23 protein-coding genes and 2 pseudogenes are annotated in these 22959 nt (G+C 37.8%); 5 read left to right on the top strand and 20 right to left on the bottom strand.

Translation table 11 applies throughout. The features are described from left to right. Window positions 1-11: 11 nt before the first annotated feature. From gucD to SAZ04_RS13920, 3 genes are all read right to left on the bottom strand, one after another. Entirely contained in the window at window positions 12-1481 is a 1470-nt protein-coding gene (gucD, locus tag SAZ04_RS13910) for an alpha-ketoglutaric semialdehyde dehydrogenase GucD (protein ID WP_332696111.1), read from the bottom strand. Between the two features lie 51 nt (window positions 1482-1532). Next, the gene (locus SAZ04_RS13915; protein ID WP_332696113.1) at window positions 1533-2432 is read right to left on the bottom strand and encodes a fumarylacetoacetate hydrolase family protein; all 900 of its coding nucleotides are present in this window, start codon (window positions 2430-2432) and stop codon (window positions 1533-1535) included. A 66-nt stretch (window positions 2433-2498) separates the two neighbouring features. Continuing rightward, entirely contained in the window at window positions 2499-3263 is a 765-nt protein-coding gene (locus tag SAZ04_RS13920; RefSeq protein ID WP_332696115.1) for an IclR family transcriptional regulator, read from the bottom strand. Between the two features lie 422 nt (window positions 3264-3685). On the opposite strand from SAZ04_RS13920, the gene SAZ04_RS13925 reads away from it, so the two are divergent. Beyond that, the gene (locus SAZ04_RS13925) at window positions 3686-4801 is read left to right on the top strand and encodes an IS4 family transposase (protein ID WP_332696117.1); all 1116 of its coding nucleotides are present in this window, start codon (window positions 3686-3688) and stop codon (window positions 4799-4801) included. Window positions 4802-5170: 369 nt separating this feature from the next. On the opposite strand, the pseudogene SAZ04_RS13930 reads toward SAZ04_RS13925, so the two are convergent. From SAZ04_RS13930 to SAZ04_RS13980, 11 genes and pseudogenes are all read right to left on the bottom strand, one after another. Continuing rightward, window positions 5171-5303: pseudogene (locus SAZ04_RS13930) on the bottom strand (fumarylacetoacetate hydrolase family protein); the annotation flags it as partial. 39 nt (window positions 5304-5342) lie between these two features. After that, window positions 5343-5489, bottom strand: a complete 147-nt coding sequence (locus SAZ04_RS13935; protein ID WP_332696119.1) for a hypothetical protein — start codon at window positions 5487-5489, stop codon at window positions 5343-5345. A gap of 69 nt (window positions 5490-5558) precedes the next feature. After that, complete coding sequence (gene deoR / locus SAZ04_RS13940) at window positions 5559-6509, bottom strand: DNA-binding transcriptional repressor DeoR (RefSeq protein WP_332696122.1); 951 nt, start codon at window positions 6507-6509, stop codon at window positions 5559-5561. 172 nt (window positions 6510-6681) lie between these two features. Then, window positions 6682-6969: pseudogene (deoC, locus tag SAZ04_RS13945) on the bottom strand (deoxyribose-phosphate aldolase); the annotation flags it as partial. 89 nt (window positions 6970-7058) lie between these two features. Beyond that, the gene (locus SAZ04_RS13950; RefSeq protein WP_332696124.1) at window positions 7059-8273 is read right to left on the bottom strand and encodes a NupC/NupG family nucleoside CNT transporter; all 1215 of its coding nucleotides are present in this window, start codon (window positions 8271-8273) and stop codon (window positions 7059-7061) included. A 258-nt stretch (window positions 8274-8531) separates the two neighbouring features. Then, window positions 8532-8798 carry a hypothetical protein gene (locus SAZ04_RS13955; protein ID WP_332696126.1) on the bottom strand — a complete coding sequence of 89 codons (267 nt, stop codon included), beginning with the start codon at window positions 8796-8798 and terminating at the stop codon, window positions 8532-8534. Between the two features lie 261 nt (window positions 8799-9059). Beyond that, on the bottom strand, window positions 9060-10658 hold the full coding sequence (locus SAZ04_RS13960) for an aspartate:alanine exchanger family transporter (protein ID WP_332696128.1): 1599 nt from the start codon (window positions 10656-10658) through the stop codon (window positions 9060-9062). 286 nt (window positions 10659-10944) lie between these two features. Continuing rightward, window positions 10945-11097: a hypothetical protein gene (locus SAZ04_RS13965; protein WP_332696130.1), complete on the bottom strand. Its 153-nt coding sequence runs from the start codon at window positions 11095-11097 to the stop codon at window positions 10945-10947. 288 nt (window positions 11098-11385) lie between these two features. After that, window positions 11386-11601 carry a YdbC family protein gene (locus tag SAZ04_RS13970; RefSeq protein ID WP_332696132.1) on the bottom strand — a complete coding sequence of 72 codons (216 nt, stop codon included), beginning with the start codon at window positions 11599-11601 and terminating at the stop codon, window positions 11386-11388. 337 nt (window positions 11602-11938) lie between these two features. Next, the gene (locus tag SAZ04_RS13975) at window positions 11939-12340 is read right to left on the bottom strand and encodes a DoxX family protein (protein ID WP_332696134.1); all 402 of its coding nucleotides are present in this window, start codon (window positions 12338-12340) and stop codon (window positions 11939-11941) included. Between the two features lie 18 nt (window positions 12341-12358). Continuing rightward, on the bottom strand, window positions 12359-13228 hold the full coding sequence (locus SAZ04_RS13980; protein WP_332696136.1) for a VOC family protein: 870 nt from the start codon (window positions 13226-13228) through the stop codon (window positions 12359-12361). 144 nt (window positions 13229-13372) lie between these two features. Between SAZ04_RS13980 and SAZ04_RS13985 the strand changes: the two genes are divergently transcribed. Both SAZ04_RS13985 and SAZ04_RS13990 read left to right on the top strand, forming a co-directional pair. After that, on the top strand, window positions 13373-13720 hold the full coding sequence (locus tag SAZ04_RS13985) for a winged helix-turn-helix transcriptional regulator (RefSeq protein ID WP_332696138.1): 348 nt from the start codon (window positions 13373-13375) through the stop codon (window positions 13718-13720). 370 nt (window positions 13721-14090) lie between these two features. Next, a complete protein-coding gene (locus tag SAZ04_RS13990; RefSeq protein WP_332696140.1) occupies window positions 14091-14603 on the top strand; it encodes an acyl-CoA thioesterase in 513 nt (170 codons plus the stop codon). Window positions 14604-14829: 226 nt separating this feature from the next. Here the strand turns inward: SAZ04_RS13990 and SAZ04_RS13995 are convergent, their stop codons facing one another. Together SAZ04_RS13995 and SAZ04_RS14000 are read right to left on the bottom strand one after the other, a co-directional pair. After that, entirely contained in the window at window positions 14830-15258 is a 429-nt protein-coding gene (locus SAZ04_RS13995; protein WP_332696142.1) for a hypothetical protein, read from the bottom strand. 215 nt (window positions 15259-15473) lie between these two features. Further along, window positions 15474-15728 carry a hypothetical protein gene (locus tag SAZ04_RS14000; protein ID WP_332696144.1) on the bottom strand — a complete coding sequence of 85 codons (255 nt, stop codon included), beginning with the start codon at window positions 15726-15728 and terminating at the stop codon, window positions 15474-15476. A gap of 35 nt (window positions 15729-15763) precedes the next feature. On the opposite strand from SAZ04_RS14000, the gene SAZ04_RS14005 reads away from it, so the two are divergent. Further along, window positions 15764-15898 carry a hypothetical protein gene (locus SAZ04_RS14005; protein WP_332696146.1) on the top strand — a complete coding sequence of 45 codons (135 nt, stop codon included), beginning with the start codon at window positions 15764-15766 and terminating at the stop codon, window positions 15896-15898. A 303-nt stretch (window positions 15899-16201) separates the two neighbouring features. Here the strand turns inward: SAZ04_RS14005 and SAZ04_RS14010 are convergent, their stop codons facing one another. Then, a complete protein-coding gene (locus tag SAZ04_RS14010; RefSeq protein WP_332696148.1) occupies window positions 16202-17020 on the bottom strand; it encodes a cell wall hydrolase in 819 nt (272 codons plus the stop codon). 184 nt (window positions 17021-17204) lie between these two features. Between SAZ04_RS14010 and SAZ04_RS14015 the strand changes: the two genes are divergently transcribed. Further along, on the top strand, window positions 17205-19250 hold the full coding sequence (locus SAZ04_RS14015; protein WP_332696149.1) for a molybdopterin oxidoreductase family protein: 2046 nt from the start codon (window positions 17205-17207) through the stop codon (window positions 19248-19250). Window positions 19251-19424: 174 nt separating this feature from the next. Here SAZ04_RS14015 and SAZ04_RS14020 read toward each other — a convergent pair whose 3' ends face one another. The 3 genes from SAZ04_RS14020 to SAZ04_RS14030 are packed head-to-tail and all read right to left on the bottom strand — an operon-like array spanning window position 19425 to window position 22785. Further along, window positions 19425-20321: a transglutaminase family protein gene (locus SAZ04_RS14020; protein ID WP_332696151.1), complete on the bottom strand. Its 897-nt coding sequence runs from the start codon at window positions 20319-20321 to the stop codon at window positions 19425-19427. Then, window positions 20318-21280 carry an alpha-E domain-containing protein gene (locus tag SAZ04_RS14025; RefSeq protein WP_332696153.1) on the bottom strand — a complete coding sequence of 321 codons (963 nt, stop codon included), beginning with the start codon at window positions 21278-21280 and terminating at the stop codon, window positions 20318-20320. Before SAZ04_RS14025 ends, SAZ04_RS14020 begins: the two co-directional genes overlap by 4 nt. 41 nt (window positions 21281-21321) lie before the next feature. Continuing rightward, entirely contained in the window at window positions 21322-22785 is a 1464-nt protein-coding gene (locus tag SAZ04_RS14030; RefSeq protein WP_431309009.1) for a circularly permuted type 2 ATP-grasp protein, read from the bottom strand. Between the last annotated feature and the right edge of the window lie 174 nt (window positions 22786-22959).

Raw genomic sequence — 22959 nt, forward strand, 5'->3', positions numbered from 1 at the left:
ATTCATTTTAATTAAGATCCCTTAACAAACACCGTTTTAATTGATGTGAAAAATTCTATCGCAGCTTGACCTTGTTCTCTAGAATGCGAGCTTGATTGCTTCATTCCACCAAATGGTGCTTGCAATTCAACCCCTGCACTCTCGGCATTAATCCGAACGAGACCCGCATCCATATCTTCAATAAAGTGAAGCATCTTTTGAATATTTGATGTAAAAATGGACGCACTTAATCCAAACTTCACATCATTAGCGACTTCGATTGCTTCATCCATTGTATCAACTTTAATGAGAGCAAGAACTGGCCCGAAAATTTCTTCTTGAGCAATCGTCATGTCATTGGTTACATCCTCGAAAACTGTTGGCTCAACATAAAATCCATCAGCACAATCAGCATCTACACAACGGTTCCCACCAACGAGTAACGTCGCACCTTCTTCTTTTCCTTTTTGAATATACGATAACACGGTATTTAGTTGGTTTTCACTCGCGCAAGGTCCCATCCATATTCCCTCTTGCAGTCCATTTCCAACCGTAATTTCTTGTACTTTTGAAACTAATTTTTCTTTAAATGTTTCATAAATAGCGCTATGAACGATCACACGACTTGTCGCTGTACATTTTTGTCCTGTTGAACGTAGACCACCACTGATTGTCGCTTCCACTGCTAAATTTAGGTCAGCATCTTCTGCAACAATGACCGGGTTTTTCCCGCCCATTTCAAGTTGGTATTTTGCCCCACGAGCCAATGCGCCTTGCCCAACTTGTTTTCCAACTCCATCAGAACCTGTAAACGTAATTCCACTAATATCAGGGTGGTCTGTAAGTCCTTGACCAATGACAGAACCAGAACCAGTAATTAGGTTTATGACACCATTAGGCAGGTTAGCTTCTTCAAAACATTCAATTACTTTCGCAGCCGTGACCGCTACTTCTTGAGCAGGTTTTAAGACAACTGAATTTCCATAAATAAGGGCAGGTGCCATTTTCCAAATAGGAATCGCTACAGGGAAATTCCATGGTGTAATCACGCCCACAACTCCAAGTGGTGTACGACTTGTAAACATAAGGGCGCCTGGATCTGTGGACGGAATCACATCCCCTACTTTTCGCATGCCTTCACCTGCATAATAGCGCAAGATTGCTACACCACGTGCCGTTTCGCCTTTTGCTTCTGGAAGTGTTTTCCCCATTTCACGTGTCATCGTTTCAGCGATTTCATCAATACGTGATTCAAGAATACCTGCCACTTTAAACAAATAATTGCCTCGTTCTGCCCCTGATAGTTTTCTCCATGATTTTTGTGCTTCTTTTGCAGCTGCAACTACTACATCTAAATCTTCAACTGGAGATTTTTGTACATACCCAACAATTTCATTGCGATTTGCCGGATTAATGCTAGCAGACACTTCAGAATTCGATGACTTCACCCATGAACCATTGACAAAGTTTAAAAATGTTTTAACATCAGTTTTCGTTACCATAAAATAATTCCTCCCGAACTTTATTTTGGTTAATAAGGCATAACAACTTTATTATTTTGCAACTTGTGCGACTTGGCTTTTTACTGGATTCGATAGTTTTCCAATATTAGAAATTTCAATTTCAATTTGATCCCCATCATCTAATGTAAATTCATTTGGTGGCACAATACACGTTCCTGTTAATAAGACTGTACCAGGGAACACAATATTATCTCTTCTTAAGAAACTAGCAAGCTCATCAAATTTTCGTTTTAATTGACTTGTACTAGCAGAGCCTTCTACAACGAGCTCATCATTACGATAAATCTTACATGTAATTTCAAATTGATATGGGTCTTCAACTGTTTCAGCTAGCAGAATAGCTGGTCCGATTGAACAAGAGTTAGCCCATAATTTTGCTTGTGGCAAGTACAAAGGGTTCTCACCTTCAATATCACGACAACTCATGTCATTGCCAATCGTGTAACCAAGAATTTCCCCTTCACTCCCAAGAACAAGACCTAGTTCTGGTTCAGGAATTTGCCAATTTGAGTCACTTCTTAAGAATAACTCTCCCCTTGGACCGATTGTTCTTTCCTTTGTCGATTTAAAGAAGATTTCAGGTCTTTCTGCATCATAAACTTTATCATAAAATGTCGTCGCATCAAGCTTACCATTTGTCGCTTCATAGTTTCTTGCTTCCTTGCTTTTTTGATATGTCACACCCGCAGCCCAAACTTCAGGAGCCAGAACGGGGACAAGTAGATCTAATTCTTCAAAGCTTTCAGTTAATGGTACACTTTGTGTGATTATTTCATTAACAAGATCCACTGGTCTTACATCTTTTGTTTTCGCTACTTCTACAACTTCTAAAAAACAAGAGTAAGGCAGAGAATACACTTTGTTTTCTGCTGTCACGGATGCTAATACAGGGTTTTGTGATTGCTTTTCTTCAAATCGGATGATTCTCATGATAAATCCCTCCATCAATTGTTTTATATTATAAAACTAGGTTTTGTTGTTATCGCATACGAGAATCTATTGCTCGTATCCATACCCTAGTTTTTTCGATAATTTAGATGCTTCTCTTTTTAATACGTCAATATGAAGTGCCATTTGTTCATCATTAAATCTCATAGCAGGGCTGGAAATGCTCACTGCTGCAATGACTTCCCCCGTATAATTGCGAACAGGAATGGCCACACAGTTAACGCCTGGTTCGTTTTCTTGGTTATCTCGTGAATAGCCCGTATGACGTACGGATTCTAACTCTTTTAAAAAATCTTCTTTATTCGTAATCGTATATTCTGTACGAAAATCGAATTCATATCCATCAAGAATCTTCTCAATTTCCTCGTTTGTTTTAAAAGCAACTAATGCTTTCCCAACGCTACTACAATGAATCGGAATTCGTCTACCAATCCTTGAGTATAGCGCGCTTGAAGTAGCCCCCTCGACTTTGTCAATATAAACACCCTCTTTGCCATCCAATACTACAAGATGAACGGTTTGTAATGTTTCTTTGGAAAGGGTATGTAAATGGGGCTTTGCCAACTCACGAATATCTAAGCCGTGAATGACCAAGTTTCCTCTTTCAAATAATTTCATTCCTAATCGATATTTCCCATTTTCTGAATTTTGATCAATGTATTGATGTACCTGTAACGTTTTTAACAAAGAATGAACGGTGCTTTTATGCAACATAAGTCTTTCACTTATATCTGTAATTTTAAGTTCTGTTTCATATTCATGAAACAGATCTAAAATTTTTAAAGCTCGGTCAACTGATTGAATAATAGGCATTGTTGCTCCCCCTCTATGTACTTGCATCATTGTCATAATACCACAATTCGTTTTGGAATTTCTTTTTACAAGGGAGGAACCTAGCGTTATCGTATGTCAACCCTTCTGTCAGTCATCGATCAACTATCGGTACTTAACATAATACAATCCATCACATCCATTTGTTTTATATTATAAAACATCGTTCAGTAATATCGACTACACTGTCATTATATTTGAAACCCTTTTCACAGTCAACTAGTTTTCAGATTTTTTCATCGGTTATATTTGTTAAATGATAACACTAGTGTTGCATTAATAGAAACTTATTATTTAAAATACTCCAAATGTTCAATTTTATTATTTTGTACAAAGAAAAAGTCCTTTATAATGGATTAGTCAGGTGGTAACCCGTCCAAATCCACTAAAAAAGGACCTACTCTATGGACAAGATTACACGAAAAACGTCATTTGGACAATGGTTTTCACCATTAAATCTTCAACTATTTGAAGAACAGGTGGAAATCATGAAATTAGATTACTATACAAAGAAATTAATGACGGAATCATTTCTTAAATTACTACTCTTTGCGCAGTTGGAAGAAGTTGAAAGCCTCCACGCTCTGAGTGATTGTCTTTTTGATGATCAACTACAAAAAGGCATTGATCTTGATTCCATTAGTATTTCTCAGCTTTCACGACGTTTAAATGGTTTGAATCCTGATTTATTCCAAATTCTTTTCCTTGATTTGGTCGCACAAATCCATGCCAAAACACACTACACCAAACTCGTCATGCCGTTAAAAATCATTGATTCCAGTACATTGCCACTTCATTTGACCAATCATAAATGGGCAGAGTTTCGGAAAACAAAAGCAGGAGTAAAACTGCATTTGCGCCTTGTATTTATGGATAAAGGGATTTCCTACCCTAAAAAGGCTGTACTAACAACGGCAAATGAACATGATCGTGGTCAGCTAGAAATTATAGTAGATGACAAGGAATGCATGTATGTGTTCGACCGCGGCTATTTAGACTACAAACGCTTTGATCGAATGACAGATGATGGCTACTTTTTTCTATCCAGGCTGCGTAAAAACGCAGTCGTACGAGAAGTCTACGATTTTAAACTACCCGATGGTACGACTGTATTGTCTGATCAAATGGTGTTGATTGGTACGAATCAAAACCGTACGGAGAACTACTTTCGTCTTCTAAGAGTGCTTGATTCCAAAGGAAATGAACTTCAGTTACTTACGAATCGTTTTGATTTAAGTGCTGAAGAAATTTCAGAGATGTATAAATCACGCTGGGCGATTGAGTTGTTTTTCAAATGGATCAAGCAGCATCTCAGCATCAAAAAGTTTTATGGTCAAAGTGAATCGGCGATCCACAATCAAGTGTTTATCGCATTAATTGTTTTTTGCCTACACGTTCTCGTTCAACTCGAGACGAAAAGTAAGCGAAAAACCCTCCAAATTAGCCGTTATCTAAGAGCTGCTTTGTGGAAGCCGGCACGTATTTGGCTCCGGAAAATTGAAGAAAAAGCCATTCCTTAATAAATAAAATTGTCGTCGTCATAAATGTATAATTGTAAATAATTCCCCAAATGGATGGAGCCACCTTTATTGGGTATTTACCTTTTTGGCTCTAAACAGGAAAAAATTTAAAACTAAAAATTCAGACAGCGTTTATGCAACACTAGTGCTGAAATATAGCTTTATGAATTTTTCATTGATCGATAAACTATAAATAGTCAGGACAGATTGTCTACTAGTACTATGGCGAGTCGAATTTATCCATAAATTGCTTTAATTCTTATTGCCTCACAGCGCTCCTCAAGTTTTTCTACCTTATCAGAATACTTGTTTGACAGGCGCCCCGCTACAGAACAAGAAATTGTTGGCTCAACATAGAATCCTTCCGCACGTTTCAGTAAAAAAAATCGCAGGTCCGATTGAACAAGAACGTGCCCACAATTTGGCTTGTGGTAAATACAAAGGGTTTTCCTCCTTCAATATCACGACAGCTCATGTCATTGCCGATCGTGTAAGCGAGGATCTATTCTTCACTATTGTGAAATTAGCAGCTGAAATTTGTTTAACTAAACAACAAACCAATCCATCCTAACACACCTAAAACATCTAGAAAAACGATGATAATAGCCGTTGGAGTCAGGTATTTCAATAAATAAAACCATGAATGAAAGAATACTTTCCCTGCTCCAAGTGAAATTGATCCGATCACACGGAATATCTTCCAATAACAAATGTATTTCACTATACATCTGCACAAAAAATGCTCCGCCTTTCATTTTTATTTATCTTCTGTTTTATCCAACAATAGTTTTGCCGTATACTGATCCGTAACAAGTACATTGGCAAATCTCCCTTTTAATGCACCGTAAATCGCTTCTAGCTTAGGCGCACCACCAGCGACAAGGATCGATTTTTCTTTTCGCTTTAGCTCTTCTAACTCAATTCCCAACGTTCTGCTATTTAAATCCGGATGACAAATGTTACCGTCTTCGTTGAAGAATCGAGAAGAAATATCGCCTACCGCCTTAGAAGAGATAATTTTAGCATCTTCATCAGAAAAATAGCCTAATTGAAACAATAAAGAATCAGATGAAGAAACCCCAACGGTAAACACAGCAACATTGGCTTGCCTTCCCATTTCTAAAATTTTTCTGATGTGTTGATCTGTCTCCATTGCTCGTTTGACAAGGACATGGTCGACTATGGCTGGCAGTGGCAAGTGATGGGGATTCGTGTGAAAAGCTTTCCCAAATAAATGCAAAATCTCAGAAGCATACGTATGTGTTTCAGAATGACTGACTCCACCTTTTAACTGAACAACTTTTACACCCTTCCAATATTTTTGCTTCAGCTCCTGAGCGACATGATAAATCGTCGTCCCCCATGCGACTCCTATCGTATCGCCATCTGTTATCGTTTTATACAAGTATTCAGCAGCCTTTTCTCCTAAGGCTTTTTTAATCAGTTCCTCTTCAAAACACGGAACAGAACCGACAACCACTTTTTGTAGCTGATATTTTTCTACTAAATTTCTTTCTAATGCTTCGATATTTTCTGTTGGATCATGAATCGTTATTTGCACAATCCCTTCATTTTTTGCTTGTTGTAAAAACCTTGATACTGTAGGTCGTGACACCCCAAGTTTCTTGGCAATTTCACTCTGGTTATAATCTAATATGTAGTACATTTTTGCAGCTTCAATCATTTTCATTCGTTTATTTTGCTCCATCGTCATTCCACCAGACCATTCATAAGTTTCCTAATATACTTAATACGATCTTTGATATTCAATCTCTCTTTCTTCTAATAGCTTGACGTTGTTTCTTCACCTTTAATAATAGAAATACCTGAACTCGTTCCAATCCTTGTCGCCCCAGCGTTAATCATAGCTAAGGCATCGCAATATTGATTACCATATCAACTTCTGTTGCACCATTTTGAATCGCATTTTTTGTTTCAAAAGCTTTCACTTCCTTAGTTGATGCTCCTAATGGAAAACCAATTACCGTACAAACCAATACATTCGTATCTTTTAAAATTTGAAAAGCAGTTTTTACCCAGGCAGGATTTACGTAAACAGTAGCAAACTCATATTCCTTTGCTTCCTCTACTAATTTGATAATTTGTTCTTTTGTTGCATCTGCTTTTAATAGGTTGTGGTCAATCATATTTGCTATTTCTGCAGTCATTTATAACATCCTCTTCTCCATATTATATTAAACATTAGCGATAAACGGCGAGACAATGGCTTCGAGTTTTTTCCAAAAGGGAAAAAACTCTAAAATAACATCCCAGCGATCGATGCGCTTAATAATGATGCCAACATACCGGCTAACACTGCTTTCATTCCTAACTTTGCGATATCTGTTCTCCGGTTAGGTGCTAAGTTTCCTAATCCTCCAAGTAAGATTGCAATCGATGATATATTTGCAAAACCACATAGGGCAAAACTAACGACAGCAACTGTTTTATTAGACAACTCATCAATCTGTGGCGCAAACGAAGCATACGCAACAAATTCATTTAAGATTAGTTTTTGACCAATGAATCCACCTGCTGCTAATGCCTCAGACCAAGGAACTCCAATAGCAAATGCAATTGGTGAAAACAGAACCCCAAGGATTAGTTCTAACGTTAATCCTTCAAAATTAAACCAGCCCCCAACAGCACTTAAGATTCCATTAAGTAAGGCAATAAGCGCAATAAACGCTAACAACATCGCGCCAATATTTAACGCTAACGTTAACCCTACACTTGCACCACGAGCAGCCGCATCAATGACATTCGCACAATCCATATCTTTGTCGAGCTGAATCTCATCAGATGTTTGCGATTGCTCTGTTTCTGGGATAATCATTTTCGCCATAATTAATCCAGCAGGTGCCGCCATAAAACTAGCGGCAAGTAAGTACTCTAACGGAACACCTAATAATGAATAACCAATTAAAACAGAACCTGCGACTGATGCCAGTCCGCCTGTCATTACAGCAAATAATTCCGATTTCGTCATTTTGTCAAGATACGGACGAACAACCAATGGCGCTTCCGTTTGTCCTACAAATACGTTTGCCGCAGCAGACATTGACTCAGCCTTACTCGTTCCTAAAAGCTTCGATAAAACTCCACCAATGACCTGAATGACCTTTTGCATAATTCCAACATAATATAAAACGGAAATTAAAGACGAGAAGAAAATAATGACACTTAATACTTGAATCGCAAAAACAAATCCAATTCCTTCTGCTTCAAATAAGCCGCCAAACAAAAAGCCAATCCCTTCGTTGGCATATTCAATGATGGCTACAATTCCTAATGTTAGCCATTGCAAGAACGCCTTTCCCGTTTCCCACTTTAATACTATAAAAGCAAAACCGATTTGAATGGCTAATCCACCTAAGATTGTTTGTAGTTTAATTGACTTTCGATTACTCGAAAAAACAAAAGCAATCGCAAAAACAGTGACAATACCCAAAATACCCCATATAAAATTCATTGCACAAGCCCCTCCCTTTCGTCTTTCAACAATGAACAAAAATCAAACATACGCTATCAACTACTAAGTAATCGTTTCAACTTAAACAGTTATATAAATGTCTTACCATGATTTTAAGAACCAATGCTTCTAGCAAGTTAAGAATTTATTGATTCTTAAAATCCACATAGAATATATCAAGAAGGTGAAATTTTGTAAACACCTTTATGAACACTTGCAAAATCATTAAATAATCTTACAAGAGCAATCGGCTAGAAGTTAATGATACAAATGTTGAATCTGTTCGAGATCAGATAATAAAGCTTTAATATCTTCATTCGATAATGGGATTAACATTTGGTCATACAAAGTAATGACTTGGGATCCTGCACTACCTTCTTGTTCCTTCAAATAACGGTAAAGTCTTGAGAATTGACTTTCTTTCAGAGTCGATTCAGTTGGATAATTCTTCACTTTTTGAAGAACAAATTCATTCATTTCGCTATCAAATTCACCGGATATAATTTGACCATTAATATTCGTCATCTGTCTCACCCCAGGTATAATCGTTTCCTATTAGACTTACCCTAAATTGGCTGAATTACATCTTATTATTTTTAAAAATTAGTTATAGACATTCTTTTAGCCTAAAGACATAAATCTTACCTGGCAAAAAAACCTCGACATGACGTCAAGGTTCCTAATGTTTTTTTCTTTTACGCAGTAAGCCTACATTTAGTTCGTTTTTTCGACTGTCATTGAGAAATAAACACTATATAGGCCTTCTATTTTCTCTTTGATATCCTTTCATAGGAAAAAGACAAGTAATTGTGCTGCGATTGCAACAAAGATTAGTGCAAAAGGATAAGCTGCCGCATACGCAATGGATGGATCATCTGAATCAATGAGTTGATTGACTGCACCCAATCCAGGAGTACTCGTTAGTCCACCGCAAAGGGCACCTAATGAATGAACGACACTTAATTGAAATAGTTTTCTCGCTAATAAGAAACCAACGAAGATCGGAATAACTGTAATGAAAGCCCCTCCCAAAATAAGGCTAAGCCCTTCTCTTTGAACGACCTCTACAAGACCTTGACCAGCAGTCGTACCTGCTCCTGCTAAAAAGAGAACGAGTCCAATATCACGGATTACTTGATTGGATGGTTGAAAAAATCGAGCACGAATGGGACCAATTTTTCCAAAGTGTCCAATTAACAGCGCAACAAATAAAGGGCCTCCAGCCACCCCTAACGTAAGCGTACCTAATTGAGGTAAGTGAATGGGAATCATTCCTACTACTATCCCAATTAACAAAATCAAACTCAATGAAAAAATATGCACATTTGTCACCGTTAACTTATTTTTACTAAACAGCTTCTCGACATCGTTTAAACGGTCTTCGCTACTCACTAGAGTTAGGACATCTCCTCGTTCCATCCTCCACTTTGAATTTTGATTAAACTCAAAGCCCCCACGCTCCATCCTGGTGACGGTTACACCGTATGTTCTACGTAACTCTAATTCTCTTAAGTTCCTTCCGATCATTTCCTCTGAATTTACTACTACTTTACGAAGCTTCACATGGTCAGAATTTTTGAAGTGTGCCTGCACTTCTCTTCCGATGTCATTACAAATCTGATCTAAATCTTCTCGCAACCCTACGGCAACAAGACGATCTCCTTGTAGAATTACTGTATCATTTAAGGCAATAATATTTCGGTCGCCACGTATGACGCGACTAATGACAACGGATTTGTATTGATTAAATCGGAGTTCCTTCAACGTATGTTTATTAATCGAAGGATTCGTTACTTCGATCGTAATCACTTCGGGAGATCGTTCATTCCGTACAGGATCAACTGTTTGGTGCAAATCTTTCACCAAGTCAATCTTAAGCATTCTAGGTAAAAGCTGCACGAATAACACGACAGCTAAGACGCCGAAAGGATAAGCAATCCCATATCCCACTGAAGCAAGTGGGTCATTGGTTGCCTGAAGAGCGGCAGCTAACCCCGGCGTACTAGTAAGAGCTCCTGTCATAAGACCAATGCTTAGTGCCGGAGACAAACCAAACAGCTTAGATACAACGACCGTCGTAACTGCAGCGACCAGCACAATGAGTAGTCCAATGATACCAAAAACAAGGCCACTTGAGCGCATCATTCGAAAAAATCGTGGTCCAGCTTGTAGTCCAACCGCAACAATAAACAAGCTTAGCCCTAAATTTTGTACTGTCGCAGAAATCTGATAACCAAAATGCCCAAATAACATCGCAACAAGCAATACACCAGAGGTACCTAAACTCAGTCCTTTTACCTTTGCTTGACCGAGCATCGACCCTATAAACAAAATAACAAATAATAATAACAACGGTTCATCTAATAAGGAAATAATTAAGTCCACTTTCTATCCTCCATTAATTACAACGCATGTAATCATCAGCTTTTTTCACTATTTCCTTTATTATAAATCTTTACACGAAAAAAAAAGTGATGTTGCTCACATTTTCATCCTCCACGAAAGAGGCCTGCTCCTTAAATGGAGCAGACCCAACACACCCTTTATCTTAATCATTTTTCACTTATCCACTGGGGTCCTAAGAACAACCGTCGTTCTTTGCCGCTTTCACATTTAATATCCAAGTGCGCTTTTTTCTCGTAATAAGATTCTAGCATACTTTTGACATAGTTCATTCCAATCCGATATCAGTTTTATTTTCATCACTTTCCTCATACAAAATCGTATGAATTTCCTCATCAGACAACCCTTTTCCGTTATCATGAATTGAAATGACAAGACATTCGTTTACTTTGTTGATTTCGACATCAAATTCGTCCTTCATCAGCTAAGCCATGATAAATCGCATTCTCAATGAGTGGTTGCAAAATAAATCTTGGCATAGAAAAGCTTAGGCTATACATCACAACCTAATCTTAATTCGTTATCATTTGTATTGCTCAAGTAAAATCTCCATAGCTAAAATGTTGTCTACATCCATTTGAAAAACCCTGTCAATCAAAAAATTAACCATTACTAAAGTAGGGTTTGCAACATTCAAATAACTCCTCAAAGATATTTCAACCATTCATTCTTAACTGCTATAACTAAAAAAACATTTCCCCCTCACTAATCAATCTTTTGTTAATGCTTGAACCAATATAGCGACCTCTTCCTCAGATAACGTCACACCTTTTCCCATTTTCGTATGATCGGGTGACCATTCACGAATATCATATTTTGGTTCTCTCCCGTTCCAACTAATTAGATTGAGTTCCTTTTTCCATCCTTTTGTACTTTCTGATAAAACAGCTACCGTTTCTTTAATTTCAAATGAAATATTTGCCACTAAAAACCCTCCTCAAAGTCAAAAGTTTATTCTACTCTAGCCTATCGTACTTTTGTTTTCGAGCATTTTCAATCTTCTTCTATCAATTATAGACCATTGGGTCCAATCGTCTGAATCGATTGAGCAACCGGAACTGTTCACGATTCGTGTCTTTCACCGGTCACTCACTATCATCTTTTGAATAGTAACACTTCGAATTTGCTAAAAAAAAAACTAACTTGAGAATGACTCAAGTTAGTTTTCAAGTAAAAAGTTTCATGCTTATCCTCAATCATTAGAATGTAACATTATTACTTACTCGCCACTGTCCCAACCAAGCAATGAGCGCTCTTCCGAACTAAGCTTTGAATCCTAATTCTTTTGAGCGCGTGAGAACTTGGTCTAGCGAGAAAATACTACTCCCACTCATAGCTAATTGAATTGAAACCGCAAGTAAAATTACATCTAATTCAAATCCTCCTAAAAATCCAGCAGGTAACTTGACTGTAACTATCGCCCCAACCATCACGAGTGCAAATAATCCCCCTACAATTCGTGTTCCAATCCCAAGGATCATTGCAATCCCGCCTACTAACTCAATTACAGCAATAATATATGCTAAAAACCCAGGTAAACCAACACTATCAAACCACCCTGCAATGTTGCCAATTCCAGTTTGGAACTTATCCAGTCCATGTAACATAAATGTTATTCCTACCACAACGCGAACAATAAATAAACCTATTTGACTCGTTTTCATCTTTTTTTTCCTCCTATTTTATAATCGTGCTGTTAAGTGTATTTCAACACCAGATGGATCTTGTACCTTCCACTTTCTGGCACCTTGTTCAGTTAAAGCTACTCCATTCAATTTTATGCGTTCAATCTGTTTGTTCAATTCATCTTGACTTGGGAAAATGATAGTATAATATGCAATTCCCACTCCATTAAGCGGTCGCTGCTTAGCGTTAGGTCCCGCCCAAATATTAAAACCAATATGATGATGATACCCACCAGCTCCGAGAAACAACATCCCTACGTTCGTCAGGTTTCCAACTGTTACATCAAATCCTAGTACATTTTTATAAAAGTCCCTACTCTCTAGTAAATCACTGACATGTAAATGAATATGACCAATTTTCGTTTTAGCGGGTAACCCTTGCCACGCTTGATCTCCTGCTTCCTTTATCAAGCCTTCAGCATCAATGCGCACAGTAACCATCTTGTAATCGCCATTCGCTTCTTTTGTCCATCCGTCTCGTGGCCGGTCCCTGTATATTTCTAGTCCATTATGATCTGGGTCAGATAAATAGATCGCCTCGCTCACGAAATGATCGGCTGAACCAATTTGAATACGCTTATCAAGTATGTGCTTTAGAAACATACCTAACTCATGTCGTTCAGGCAACAAAATCGCTACGTGATACAATCCTAAAGTCGTGCCCGGTGGATATACAATTGCATCTTCAACCTCTTCTAAAATAAGCAACGGTTCATTTCCATCTACCGTTAACTCAGCAACCTTATTCTGCTCGTTCAAAACGTCAAACCCTATGACTTCTTTATAAAAAGTAATCGAACGCTCCAGATTACTAACTTTTAATTTAACAGGACCAAGCTCCGTATCAGGATGTAATTGAAAACTCATACCTTCCCCTCCGTAATGATTTTTCACAATAACTTAACTGATTTGTTATTGGATATTGTTATTATGAACTATATAAAAAGGTTTGATAAGTACGCACAAAAAAGTGGTATAGTATACAAAAGGATACTAATAGGAGGACTAGCAATGTCTGAATGTAAAGTAAATACTGCATTAGAAGCCTTAGTAGGAAAGTGGAAACACAAAATCCTCTTTCCACTAGTAAATGACAATGTAATGAGGTTTAACGAATTAAAAAGAGCGATACCAGGTATTACTCAAAAAATGCTTACTTCGCAATTACGAGAATTAGAAGAACATGATCTCGTAACAAGAAAAGTCTATGCCCAAATCCCACCTAAAGTGGAATATTCCCTTTCAGAACATGGGAAAAGCTTGATCCCCATTTTAGAGATGATGAGTAAGTGGGGAGAAGCTCATGTAGCTCATTTAGAAACACGAAATGAAGAAGAAAAGGAAAGTCAGAGTAAATAAATAATTGGGTAGTGAAGCATATTAGTGCGCTCACTACCCTTTTTTCTATATCTTAGCACTAAGAGAATATGATTATGAAGAAGCCAATATTTTCAAAACAATCCTACCTTTAATTGTTTACTCCTATCAAATATGGATTGATGGGGCATTAATAAAAACCGAAAGCACCCAAGAAAACGATTTTCTGAATGTACAGAAATGTAACTCATTCAATTCGGATGTGAATTCACTAAATTTTTTCTTCATATACTATCATATAAGTTAATAAATAAGTTAATAAAACCTTCCTAACTTGAAAGATCATTGAATTGACAGAATTCAATAAAATTCGCACCTATGATAAATGAGAACAACTAACTTGGAGGTAAACATGGAATCAAAATATGCAAATGAATCTAGAGTCGTTAGAACAAGCAGAGTGTTTCCGAATGATATTAATAACCACAATACATTGTTTGGAGGCAAATTAATGAGTGATGTCGATATGATTGCATCCATCTCAGCTACAAGGCACTCGAGAAGAGGATGTGTCACAGCTTCGACTGATTCCGTCGATTTTTTAAATCCGATCACACCAGATGACTCAGTTTCCTTTATTTCTTTTGTATCTTGGACAGGAACAAGTTCGATGGAAGTATTCGTAAAAATCATTGCAGAGAATTTACTTACTGGTGAGCGAAAAATAGCAGCAACAGCCTTCTTAACATTTGTTGCTTTAGATGAAAAAGGAAAACCAACTAAGGTTCCAAAAGTAATCCCTCAAACCAAAGAAGAAATGAAATTACACGAAACCGGAGAAGACCGAGCTGCCAAACGCAAAGAACACAGAATAAGAAGTAAAGAATTGGCCAGTTTTATCACGACTGACAAACCGTGGGAGTAGTGATGATAATATCTCAGAGGATGAAAACAAAGTAGATACGATTGAAATAATACTGGTGAACCACCAGAGCCTTGGTGTGGCGAGATTTATAAAGGAATAGAAACCATCCTTGGTATAAACCACAGCATCACGTGAACTACCCGCCACTTACAAAAGAAAACCACTTTTGTTGAAGTAGGGGCTTCTTTCGGAGTTATGTTAAAAAGAAGTAACAAAAAAATTTTTGTTACTTCTTTGCGTTATTTATGCCATGTTCAGAATTCATTATTTCTTCAACCGAGTTTATATACTTAGACAAAGGCTCTCCTTTGTAAATACAGTCCTTTATCGCTAATACGGGACGAAGGATTGCTTCAGATTCTCCATTCATTATTCTAAACTCAGTTTTAGTTGGTTCAACCGGATAATAGGAGCCCCACTCTCCCATACCTTCAAAGGTTTCTTTCAAGACTTCTCCAAAATAAACACCGAATAAAATACAAAGTTTTGGTTTTACATCGTCTTCAACTATTGAAAAAAAGTTTGGCAATTCTTTTTCTAATTCTTTAATGCTTCTAGGAGTGTTGTCGACTTTAATGTTGAATTCCTTACACATTTCCCTAAAATCATCTGAATGTACATAGCTGATAAGACTGCTTAGAGTACTGTCACTCATAGAACTCCTCCTTTGACAGTTAATTGTTTTACTATATAGAATCAGTTATTTACATGGTGGCTATTCAAAAAAAGAAGTCGGCTATGAACAATTTCCAAAAATTTAAATTAAATGATTTTGATAGAAGGACTTTCATCGCTCACTAGGTTCCCCCCCCTTACCACGAACGACAAAGAGCTGATCAACGTATTACTACTGTTAGTGCTATCCTATAGCTATTCACACCGCAAACTACGCAAACGATTCAAAGCCGCAACCAGTTCAAACCGACGCGGCCGCGCCAATTCCCCTGGATGTCCTTTTCGAATAGATACGAACTGTAATCCCACTTCTTCTATTTTCTCTTCCATTTCATTTAAAAGCTGATCAACCGTCCTCTTTTCTAAGAGAATATTGTTCCGTTCCAAATATAACAAGATTTCAGCAATCATTCTCGTTTGACTGTCATCAACGACTTTCCTTTTGTTCATACTAATAAAAACGTGAATAGGAGGGAGAAATAGTTATGAATCATAAGAATAAAACCCTTTCAGGAACAAATATTGAAGAGGTCAAACGTCTGAACGACCAATCCGGACTCACCTATAACGAAGCAAAAAAAGCCCTAGCAAGAAAGGATTCTCCAACAAATACGAATTAAATTCAATTATTGTAAACAAAAAGAGAGCTTGAAGACGTGATCAACAAGCTCCTTTGAAATGAATCATACGAATGTTTTTTTACAAGGTTACTGCGCTATCCTACAATACACAATATTGAAAGCATTTTCAATACTTTTTTAAAAAAATAATAGTTGGGAGTTTTTTTCAAAAGTAACATTAGCACAAAGTTCACTTTCTACTTGTTAGTGCACATAAAACTCGGCCTCTGTCTCTCGTTCAGTTATACTTCAATTTTAAATACCCAGATTATGAAAAAGAATTTCCCTATAATAAAACATCCATCAATACGAAAAAACATGATTTCCGATCACCGTCGAAACTGTTCGAGTTCTAATCCATTGATCACCCGTTTTATCCGGGTTATAAAAATATAGAGAGCCATTCGTTGGATCCTCCCCTTCAAGAGCACGTTTAGCAGCCTCTATACTATTGGCATCAGGCTTAGCTGAATAAATAGCCCCACTACCTGCTGGACTAAATTGATAGGTGCCAGAAGTTTTCTCTAAAATAACCTCCTCAACTGTATTAGGGAATTGATCACTTTCAACCCGATTTAAAATAACCGCACCAACAGCGATTTGCCCCTCTAATGATTCACCTTTTGCCTCACAATAAATCATTTTAGCAAGCCACACAAATTCTGCTTCTACCATATTCATTTCTTCATTGCTTCTTTCTGGTATCGTAATTGATTCATTCTCCCCTTTTACCTTCTCTAGTTCCTTTAACACATCGCTAGTTGAATCATGCCTTGTTGAAATATTTAACAAAACTTCTTCAACCACACTTTTGGTTACATCCTCTTTATCATCAAGTGACTCTGCTTCATTTATTTGAGCTGCCTTGGTCGTACTTGCACCCGCTCCAAAAACGAGTGTCGTTACTAACATAGCACCTCCCATAACTTTTACTAATCCCCCTTTAAATTCAGGAAGCCTTTCTTTTATATAACGACTTGCTTCTTTTTCAATTATTTTCTTATCTTTATCCTTTAATAGTCCGAATTCTTCTGAATATTCTTCCTCCATCGGATCTAAATACAAAAGAATCTCATAGCCAGTTTCACGCTTTTCTACTGTATAATGACTGAACAAATGCATGCTGCTCAACCCCTTTTGTCCTTACTCTTCCCAAAATTGGATTTTTTAGAAGGTTTTTTTTCGTAAGGAATAAGAAAAGAGATGGCGGTTCACTATTAATAAACCCCTATTTTACGAAACTTTTCTACTATTAAATTAAGTGTTATAATCTACTAACTTCATTATTTTTGAAAGGATTTTAACCATGCAATCATTTGTAACGAAGAATGATGGTGTCTTTCCATCCGTATGTTCTCTTGACTGTCCTGATCAATGTGGCCTATTAGTTCATAAAAAGGACGGAAAACTTGTAAAAGTCCAAGGAGACCCTAATCACCCTGTAACTCAAGGGAATATTTGCAATAAAGTAAGAAATATGACAGAACGTCTTTATGATTCTAATAGATTAACGACTCCATTAAAACGAGTTGGACCAAAAGGAGCAGGAACGTTCGCTCCCATCACATGGGAGGGAGCAATTAATACGATTGTAACCAAATGGAAAGAGCTAATCGACAAACACGGTCCTGAGTCGATTCTTCCTTATAGTTTTTACGGAAATATGGGCAACCTTACTGCTGAGGGGATGGATCGTCGCTTCTTCCATCGTCTTGGAGCCAGTCAATTAGACCGAGCTATTTGTTCAGTCGCAGGGTCTACAGGCTATCAATACACGATGGGTGCTAGTATTGGATGCGACCCTGAGGAAACAACAGAAACAAAGCTCTTTCTTATGTGGGGAATTAACGCCGTTAGCACAAATATGCATCAAATGACGATTGCTCAAAAAGCACGCAAGCAAAGTGGGGCGAAAATCGTTGTCATTGATGTTCATAAGAACCAAACAGGACGGATGGCTGATTGGTTCGTTCCAATTCGCCCAGGTACAGATGGTGCCCTCGCTCTTGGAATGATGCATATTTTGTTTGCTGAGAAGATGACCAACCTGAAATTTTTGAAGGAATATACGGTTGGTTACGCGGAGTTAGAAGAGCATGTAAAACAGTATGATCCAGAAACGGTCTCTACAATAACGGGTGTTCCTGTTGAAGATATTTACAAATTAACTCGGATGTATGGCTCTACCTCCCCTTCTTTCATTCGAATCGGAAATGGCTTGCAGCATCATGATAATGGTGGAATGACCGTGCGAACGATTGCTTGCTTGCCATCACTTACGGGGGCTTGGCTTAATCCAGGCGGTGGCGCAATAAAATCAAACAGTAGCTTCTTAGATTACAATACCACCTCCCTACAACGACCTGATTTACTTAAAAACAAGCAAACAAGAATGTTTAATATGAATCAATTAGGGAAGGTATTGCTAGAAACAGATCCACCTGTCTACTCTTTATTTGTGTATAGTTCGAACCCTGCACTTGTTGCACCTGAAAGCAATAAAGTGCGTCAAGGCCTAGAACGAGATGATCTATTTACCGTTGTCCATGATTTATTTCTAACAGAAACTGCTCAGTATGCAGACATTGTTTTACCTGCAACATCTGCTTTTGAAAATTTGGACTTCTACACATCTTATTGGCATCATTACGTACATTTGCAACAGCCAGTGATTGAACCATTCGGACAGAGCAAGTCAAATATGGATCTATTCAGATTACTTGCAGAAGCAATGGGCTTTGAAGACGAAGCATTAAAAGACTCAGATGAAGAGATGATTCGACAAGCCCTTGATCATCCGGCAAATCCTTATTTTAAACATGTGAATTATAATAGTTTAGTCAAAGAACAGTACATGAAAGCAGACCGAACAGAGTTTTCTTTGAACAAACTCAATACACCGAGCGGAAAGATTGAGCTCTATTCAAAACAAATGGAACAAAAAGGATATCCAGGCCTTCCTACGCATACTCCATTAGTGAACGACGGCGACTTCCCTTTCTTATTTATTCCTGGGCCAAATCACAACTTCTTAAATTCTACGTTCTCAAATAACGAGAAACATAGAAAATTAGAAAAAACAGCGAAAGTTCATCTTAATCAGGAAGATGCCAAAAAGCGAGAAATTGAGGACGGGGAGCTAGTTCGAATTTGGAATGACCGTGGCGAGTGCGAAATCACAGCTGCAGTTGGTGACAATGTTCTACCAGGAGTTGTCGTGAGCCAAGGGTTATGGGCAGATATGCCAGGTAAGAAACAATTGGTTAATGCGCTAGCCCCTGATCGATTAGCAGACATGGGCGGCGGTGCAACGTTCTTTTCTGGTCGTGTGAATGTTGAGAAAATCATATGATTTAGGAAGAGGGTGCTCTGAAATAAAAAGACACTTCTATAAATATGAGGCTACTGAAAAAGGTCGTTTTTCAGTAGCCTCTAAGCAATGAGCAAAGCCGTTGCATTGTTTTAAAACCTACTATGAGTGGGTTTCTCAATCCGCAGGCGCGCAACGTCCGGAACCATTGCTACCTCATAAATATTGGTGTCTTAAATGATCCTTTTGTCTGTAAATTTTAACGTCTACTGACACGTCTAAATTGTGTGTTCCTGTGCCTTTATAAATTCCTTTAAACGGAACAATATCGTTGTAGTTTCGACCATGGCCAATTTTAATATAGCGCCAATCGATTTTCCCATTATTCGTCGGGTCAAAGCCGACCCATCCTATGAAAGGAACATTTGCTTCTACCCATGCATGTGAAGCATGCTGAATTTCGTTTTGATCATCATTTATATCGCCTATGAATTGATAACCACTTACATATCTAGACGGGATTGAAAACATGCGACAAATCGCAATCATCACATGAGCATAATCTTGACAGACTCCTCTTTTTAATCGTAACGTATCTTCTACCGTTGTATGAACATTAGATGCTCCTGCATCATAAATGAAATTACTAAATAGCAAGTCTGAGATTTTTTCAAGCAACTCATAGACACTATTTACATGATCAAGATGAAGGGCTTCAGCACAAAACATCCGAAGCTCAGGAGTGATCCGCGTATAGTCTGTTTCTGTTAAATATTCAGCATACTCATTCTGAAAAGATTCACTTTTCAATATATTACATTCAGTCTCATAAGAAACCGGCTTGATTTTTACTATATGTTTCTCTTCGGTTTCTACGATTGACCGTGATTCAACCACAAGCTTGTGATGAGTTGCGGGAATAGTAAAGTGATGAACAACATTACCAAAGTAGTCTTTGAATGAGAATAAAGACGTGGTCGGTTCAATCAAGATCGAATGTTCACAGCATACCTGATTATCATCTGTCCTTGGAGTCAGACGAACCTCATTGATGCTGTCTTCGACCGGTTCAGAGTAGGTGTATTTTGTAAGGTGAGAAATTTGTAGTTTCACGCTTCAACAAACTCCTCCTGAAAGAAATTTTCTGAGATTGTACGATCAAGTTGATGACATGAGTTCATCATCTCTTGAAGTAGGTCTAATCCGTCTCCCTCAGCCTTCATACCATTTAATACCTCTTTCACTCTTGCTGTCAGATCAATTGCTTGATCAGATAACGACGCTAATTGGTATTCATGCTGTTTAATTGCTAGTAAACTCGTTTCCAAGGAACTTAAGGAAAAGCTGACTGAGCGAGGAAATTGCGAATTCAGCATGATAAATTCAAATATCTTTTCAAAGGTAACATCATCAGCATGGAATTTACGGAATGCCTCATATCCACCGACAGACTTCAGTAAAATAATCATTCGATTGTATTGTTTCTGATCGATGGTAGAAAAGCGATCCTGCACGAGATTGCTGTAAACGGTCTGTAAAAGACGTAACATATTCTCTGTCCGTTCTAAGTATTTACCAGCCTGAATAAAATTCCATTCTTGTCCTCGAAGGATAGCGGAATCTGCTGTACCATTAATCCCGGCTAGCCACTCTCTGATTCGCTGATAAAATAAATGCGGAGATTGATCCACAATGTTATGTATATCTTGTTCTTTCAACCAAAGATAAGAAGCATTCATAATATCCCACAACTCATCAGGTAATAATTGTCTAAGTGCACGCATGTTGCTTCTCGCCTGATAAATACAAGTGTAAATAGAATTGACGTTCGTGCGATCAAAAGTCAAAAGCGCAAGTGCCGTTGTTTCATTCAATTGATCGTCACTTTTGTTCCATGAATATTCACTACCAATTGTAGTTACAAGTCGCTCCCACACACATTCCTGCTGGTCTGCACTTCCCTTTAATTCATGACGCATATGATAATTTACATCAATTAGTCTTGTATGATTTTCTGTTCTTTCTAGATAACGCCCAATCCAAAATAATAATTCTGCAGAACGGTTCATCATGATCCTTCACCTCATCTTATCTAATAATTTTAGCAAAATTCTTACAATACCCACGTATCTTTTGTTCCGCCCCCTTGTGAGGAATTAACAACTAACGAACCTTTCTTTAGTGCAACTCTAGTTAAACCACCTGGCACGAGTTGAATCTCTTTCCCTTTAAATACAAATGCACGTAAATCAATATGACGTGGGGCCACCTCTCCGTCTTCCATTAAGGAAGGAGCGCATGACAGCTTTAACGTCGGCTGGGCAATAAAACGTTCTGGCTCCTTTCTGATTTTTGCTGCAAATTCATTAATTTCACTTTCAGAAGCCTTAGGTCCTATTAGCATCCCGTATCCACCTGATAGAGATCTTTCTTTTACAACAAGCTCTTGTAAGTGTGACAGAACAAATTCGACTTCTTCCTCAGTTGATAACGTATATGTAGGAACATTTTTTAAAATCGGTTCTTCATTCAAATAAAAGCGAATCATATCAGGAACAAACGCATAAACTGCTTTATCATCTGCAATTCCTGTGCCTGGTGCATTAGCAAGAGCTACTTCTCCAGCACGATACGCATTCATTAACCCGGGTACCCCAAGTAATGAATCTGAACGGAAAGCAAGTGGATCAAGAAATTCATCATCAATCCGGCGATAGATCACATCAACTTGACGAAGTCCCTGAATACCTTTTACATACACTTTCTGATCGATAACCGTTAAGTCTCTCCCTTCAACAAGCTCAATCCCCATCTCTTGAGCGAGAAACGTGTGATCATAATAAGCAGCGTTATGGACACCAGGCGTAAGTAAAACAACGAGAGGGTCAACTTTTTCCTTGGGAGCTAAACTACGTAAGCTACCTAGTAAGTCATTTACCCCTTGGTCAATATCACGAACATCGTATTCAAAAAATAACTCAGGGAAAAGATGCATCATCATCGAACGATTTTGATAGACATAGGACATTCCCGAAGGATTCCGCAAATTATCCTCTAGCACATAAAACTCTCCTGTTTCACTACGAATCAAATCAATCCCAGATAAAGGTATATAGTTATCATTTGGGATGTTAACTCCCATCATTTCTGGACGAAAATAAGGATTCGTAATTATCATTTTTCTTGGAATGATCCCTTCGCGAAGAATGTTTTGCTCGTGATATACATCCTTTATAAACGCATTTAAAGCCCGCACCCTTTGTTTCAATCCACCTTCAAGAAACGTCCATTCATCAGAATTAATAATCCTTGGACTGATATCAAAAGGAATCGTACGTTCCGAAGAGGTATCCTCTTGGTCTCCATAGAGAGTAAACGTGATCCCCTTTCTAACCATTTGCAATTGCATAAACAAATTCCTATTACTTAGCTCAGTTATCCCCATCTTGACAAATCGTTGGTAGAGTTTTTTATAAGAACACCTAACTTTTCCTGATTGATCGAACATCTCATCATAAAAAAGTTGGGTTGTATAATTAGAAAACACTTGCTTTTTTTCCATTGTTAGAGTCGCCACTGTATAACCCTCCAAATTCTTCTAGTTTGTTTCAACATGACTAAGTATATGACAGGTTAATTCATTCTGGTTGTCGAAACTAGTCACGAGAATTGTGTCTATTTTGTGAACTCCCCTTTCTCTCTTGTCTACGTACTTTAGGTATATAATGAAGGAAGTTGTTTTTAATATGTA

Source organism: Halalkalibacter lacteus (assembly GCF_036663595.1).
Taxonomy (GTDB): Bacteria; Bacillota; Bacilli; order Bacillales; family Bacillaceae_D; genus Halalkalibacter; species Halalkalibacter lacteus.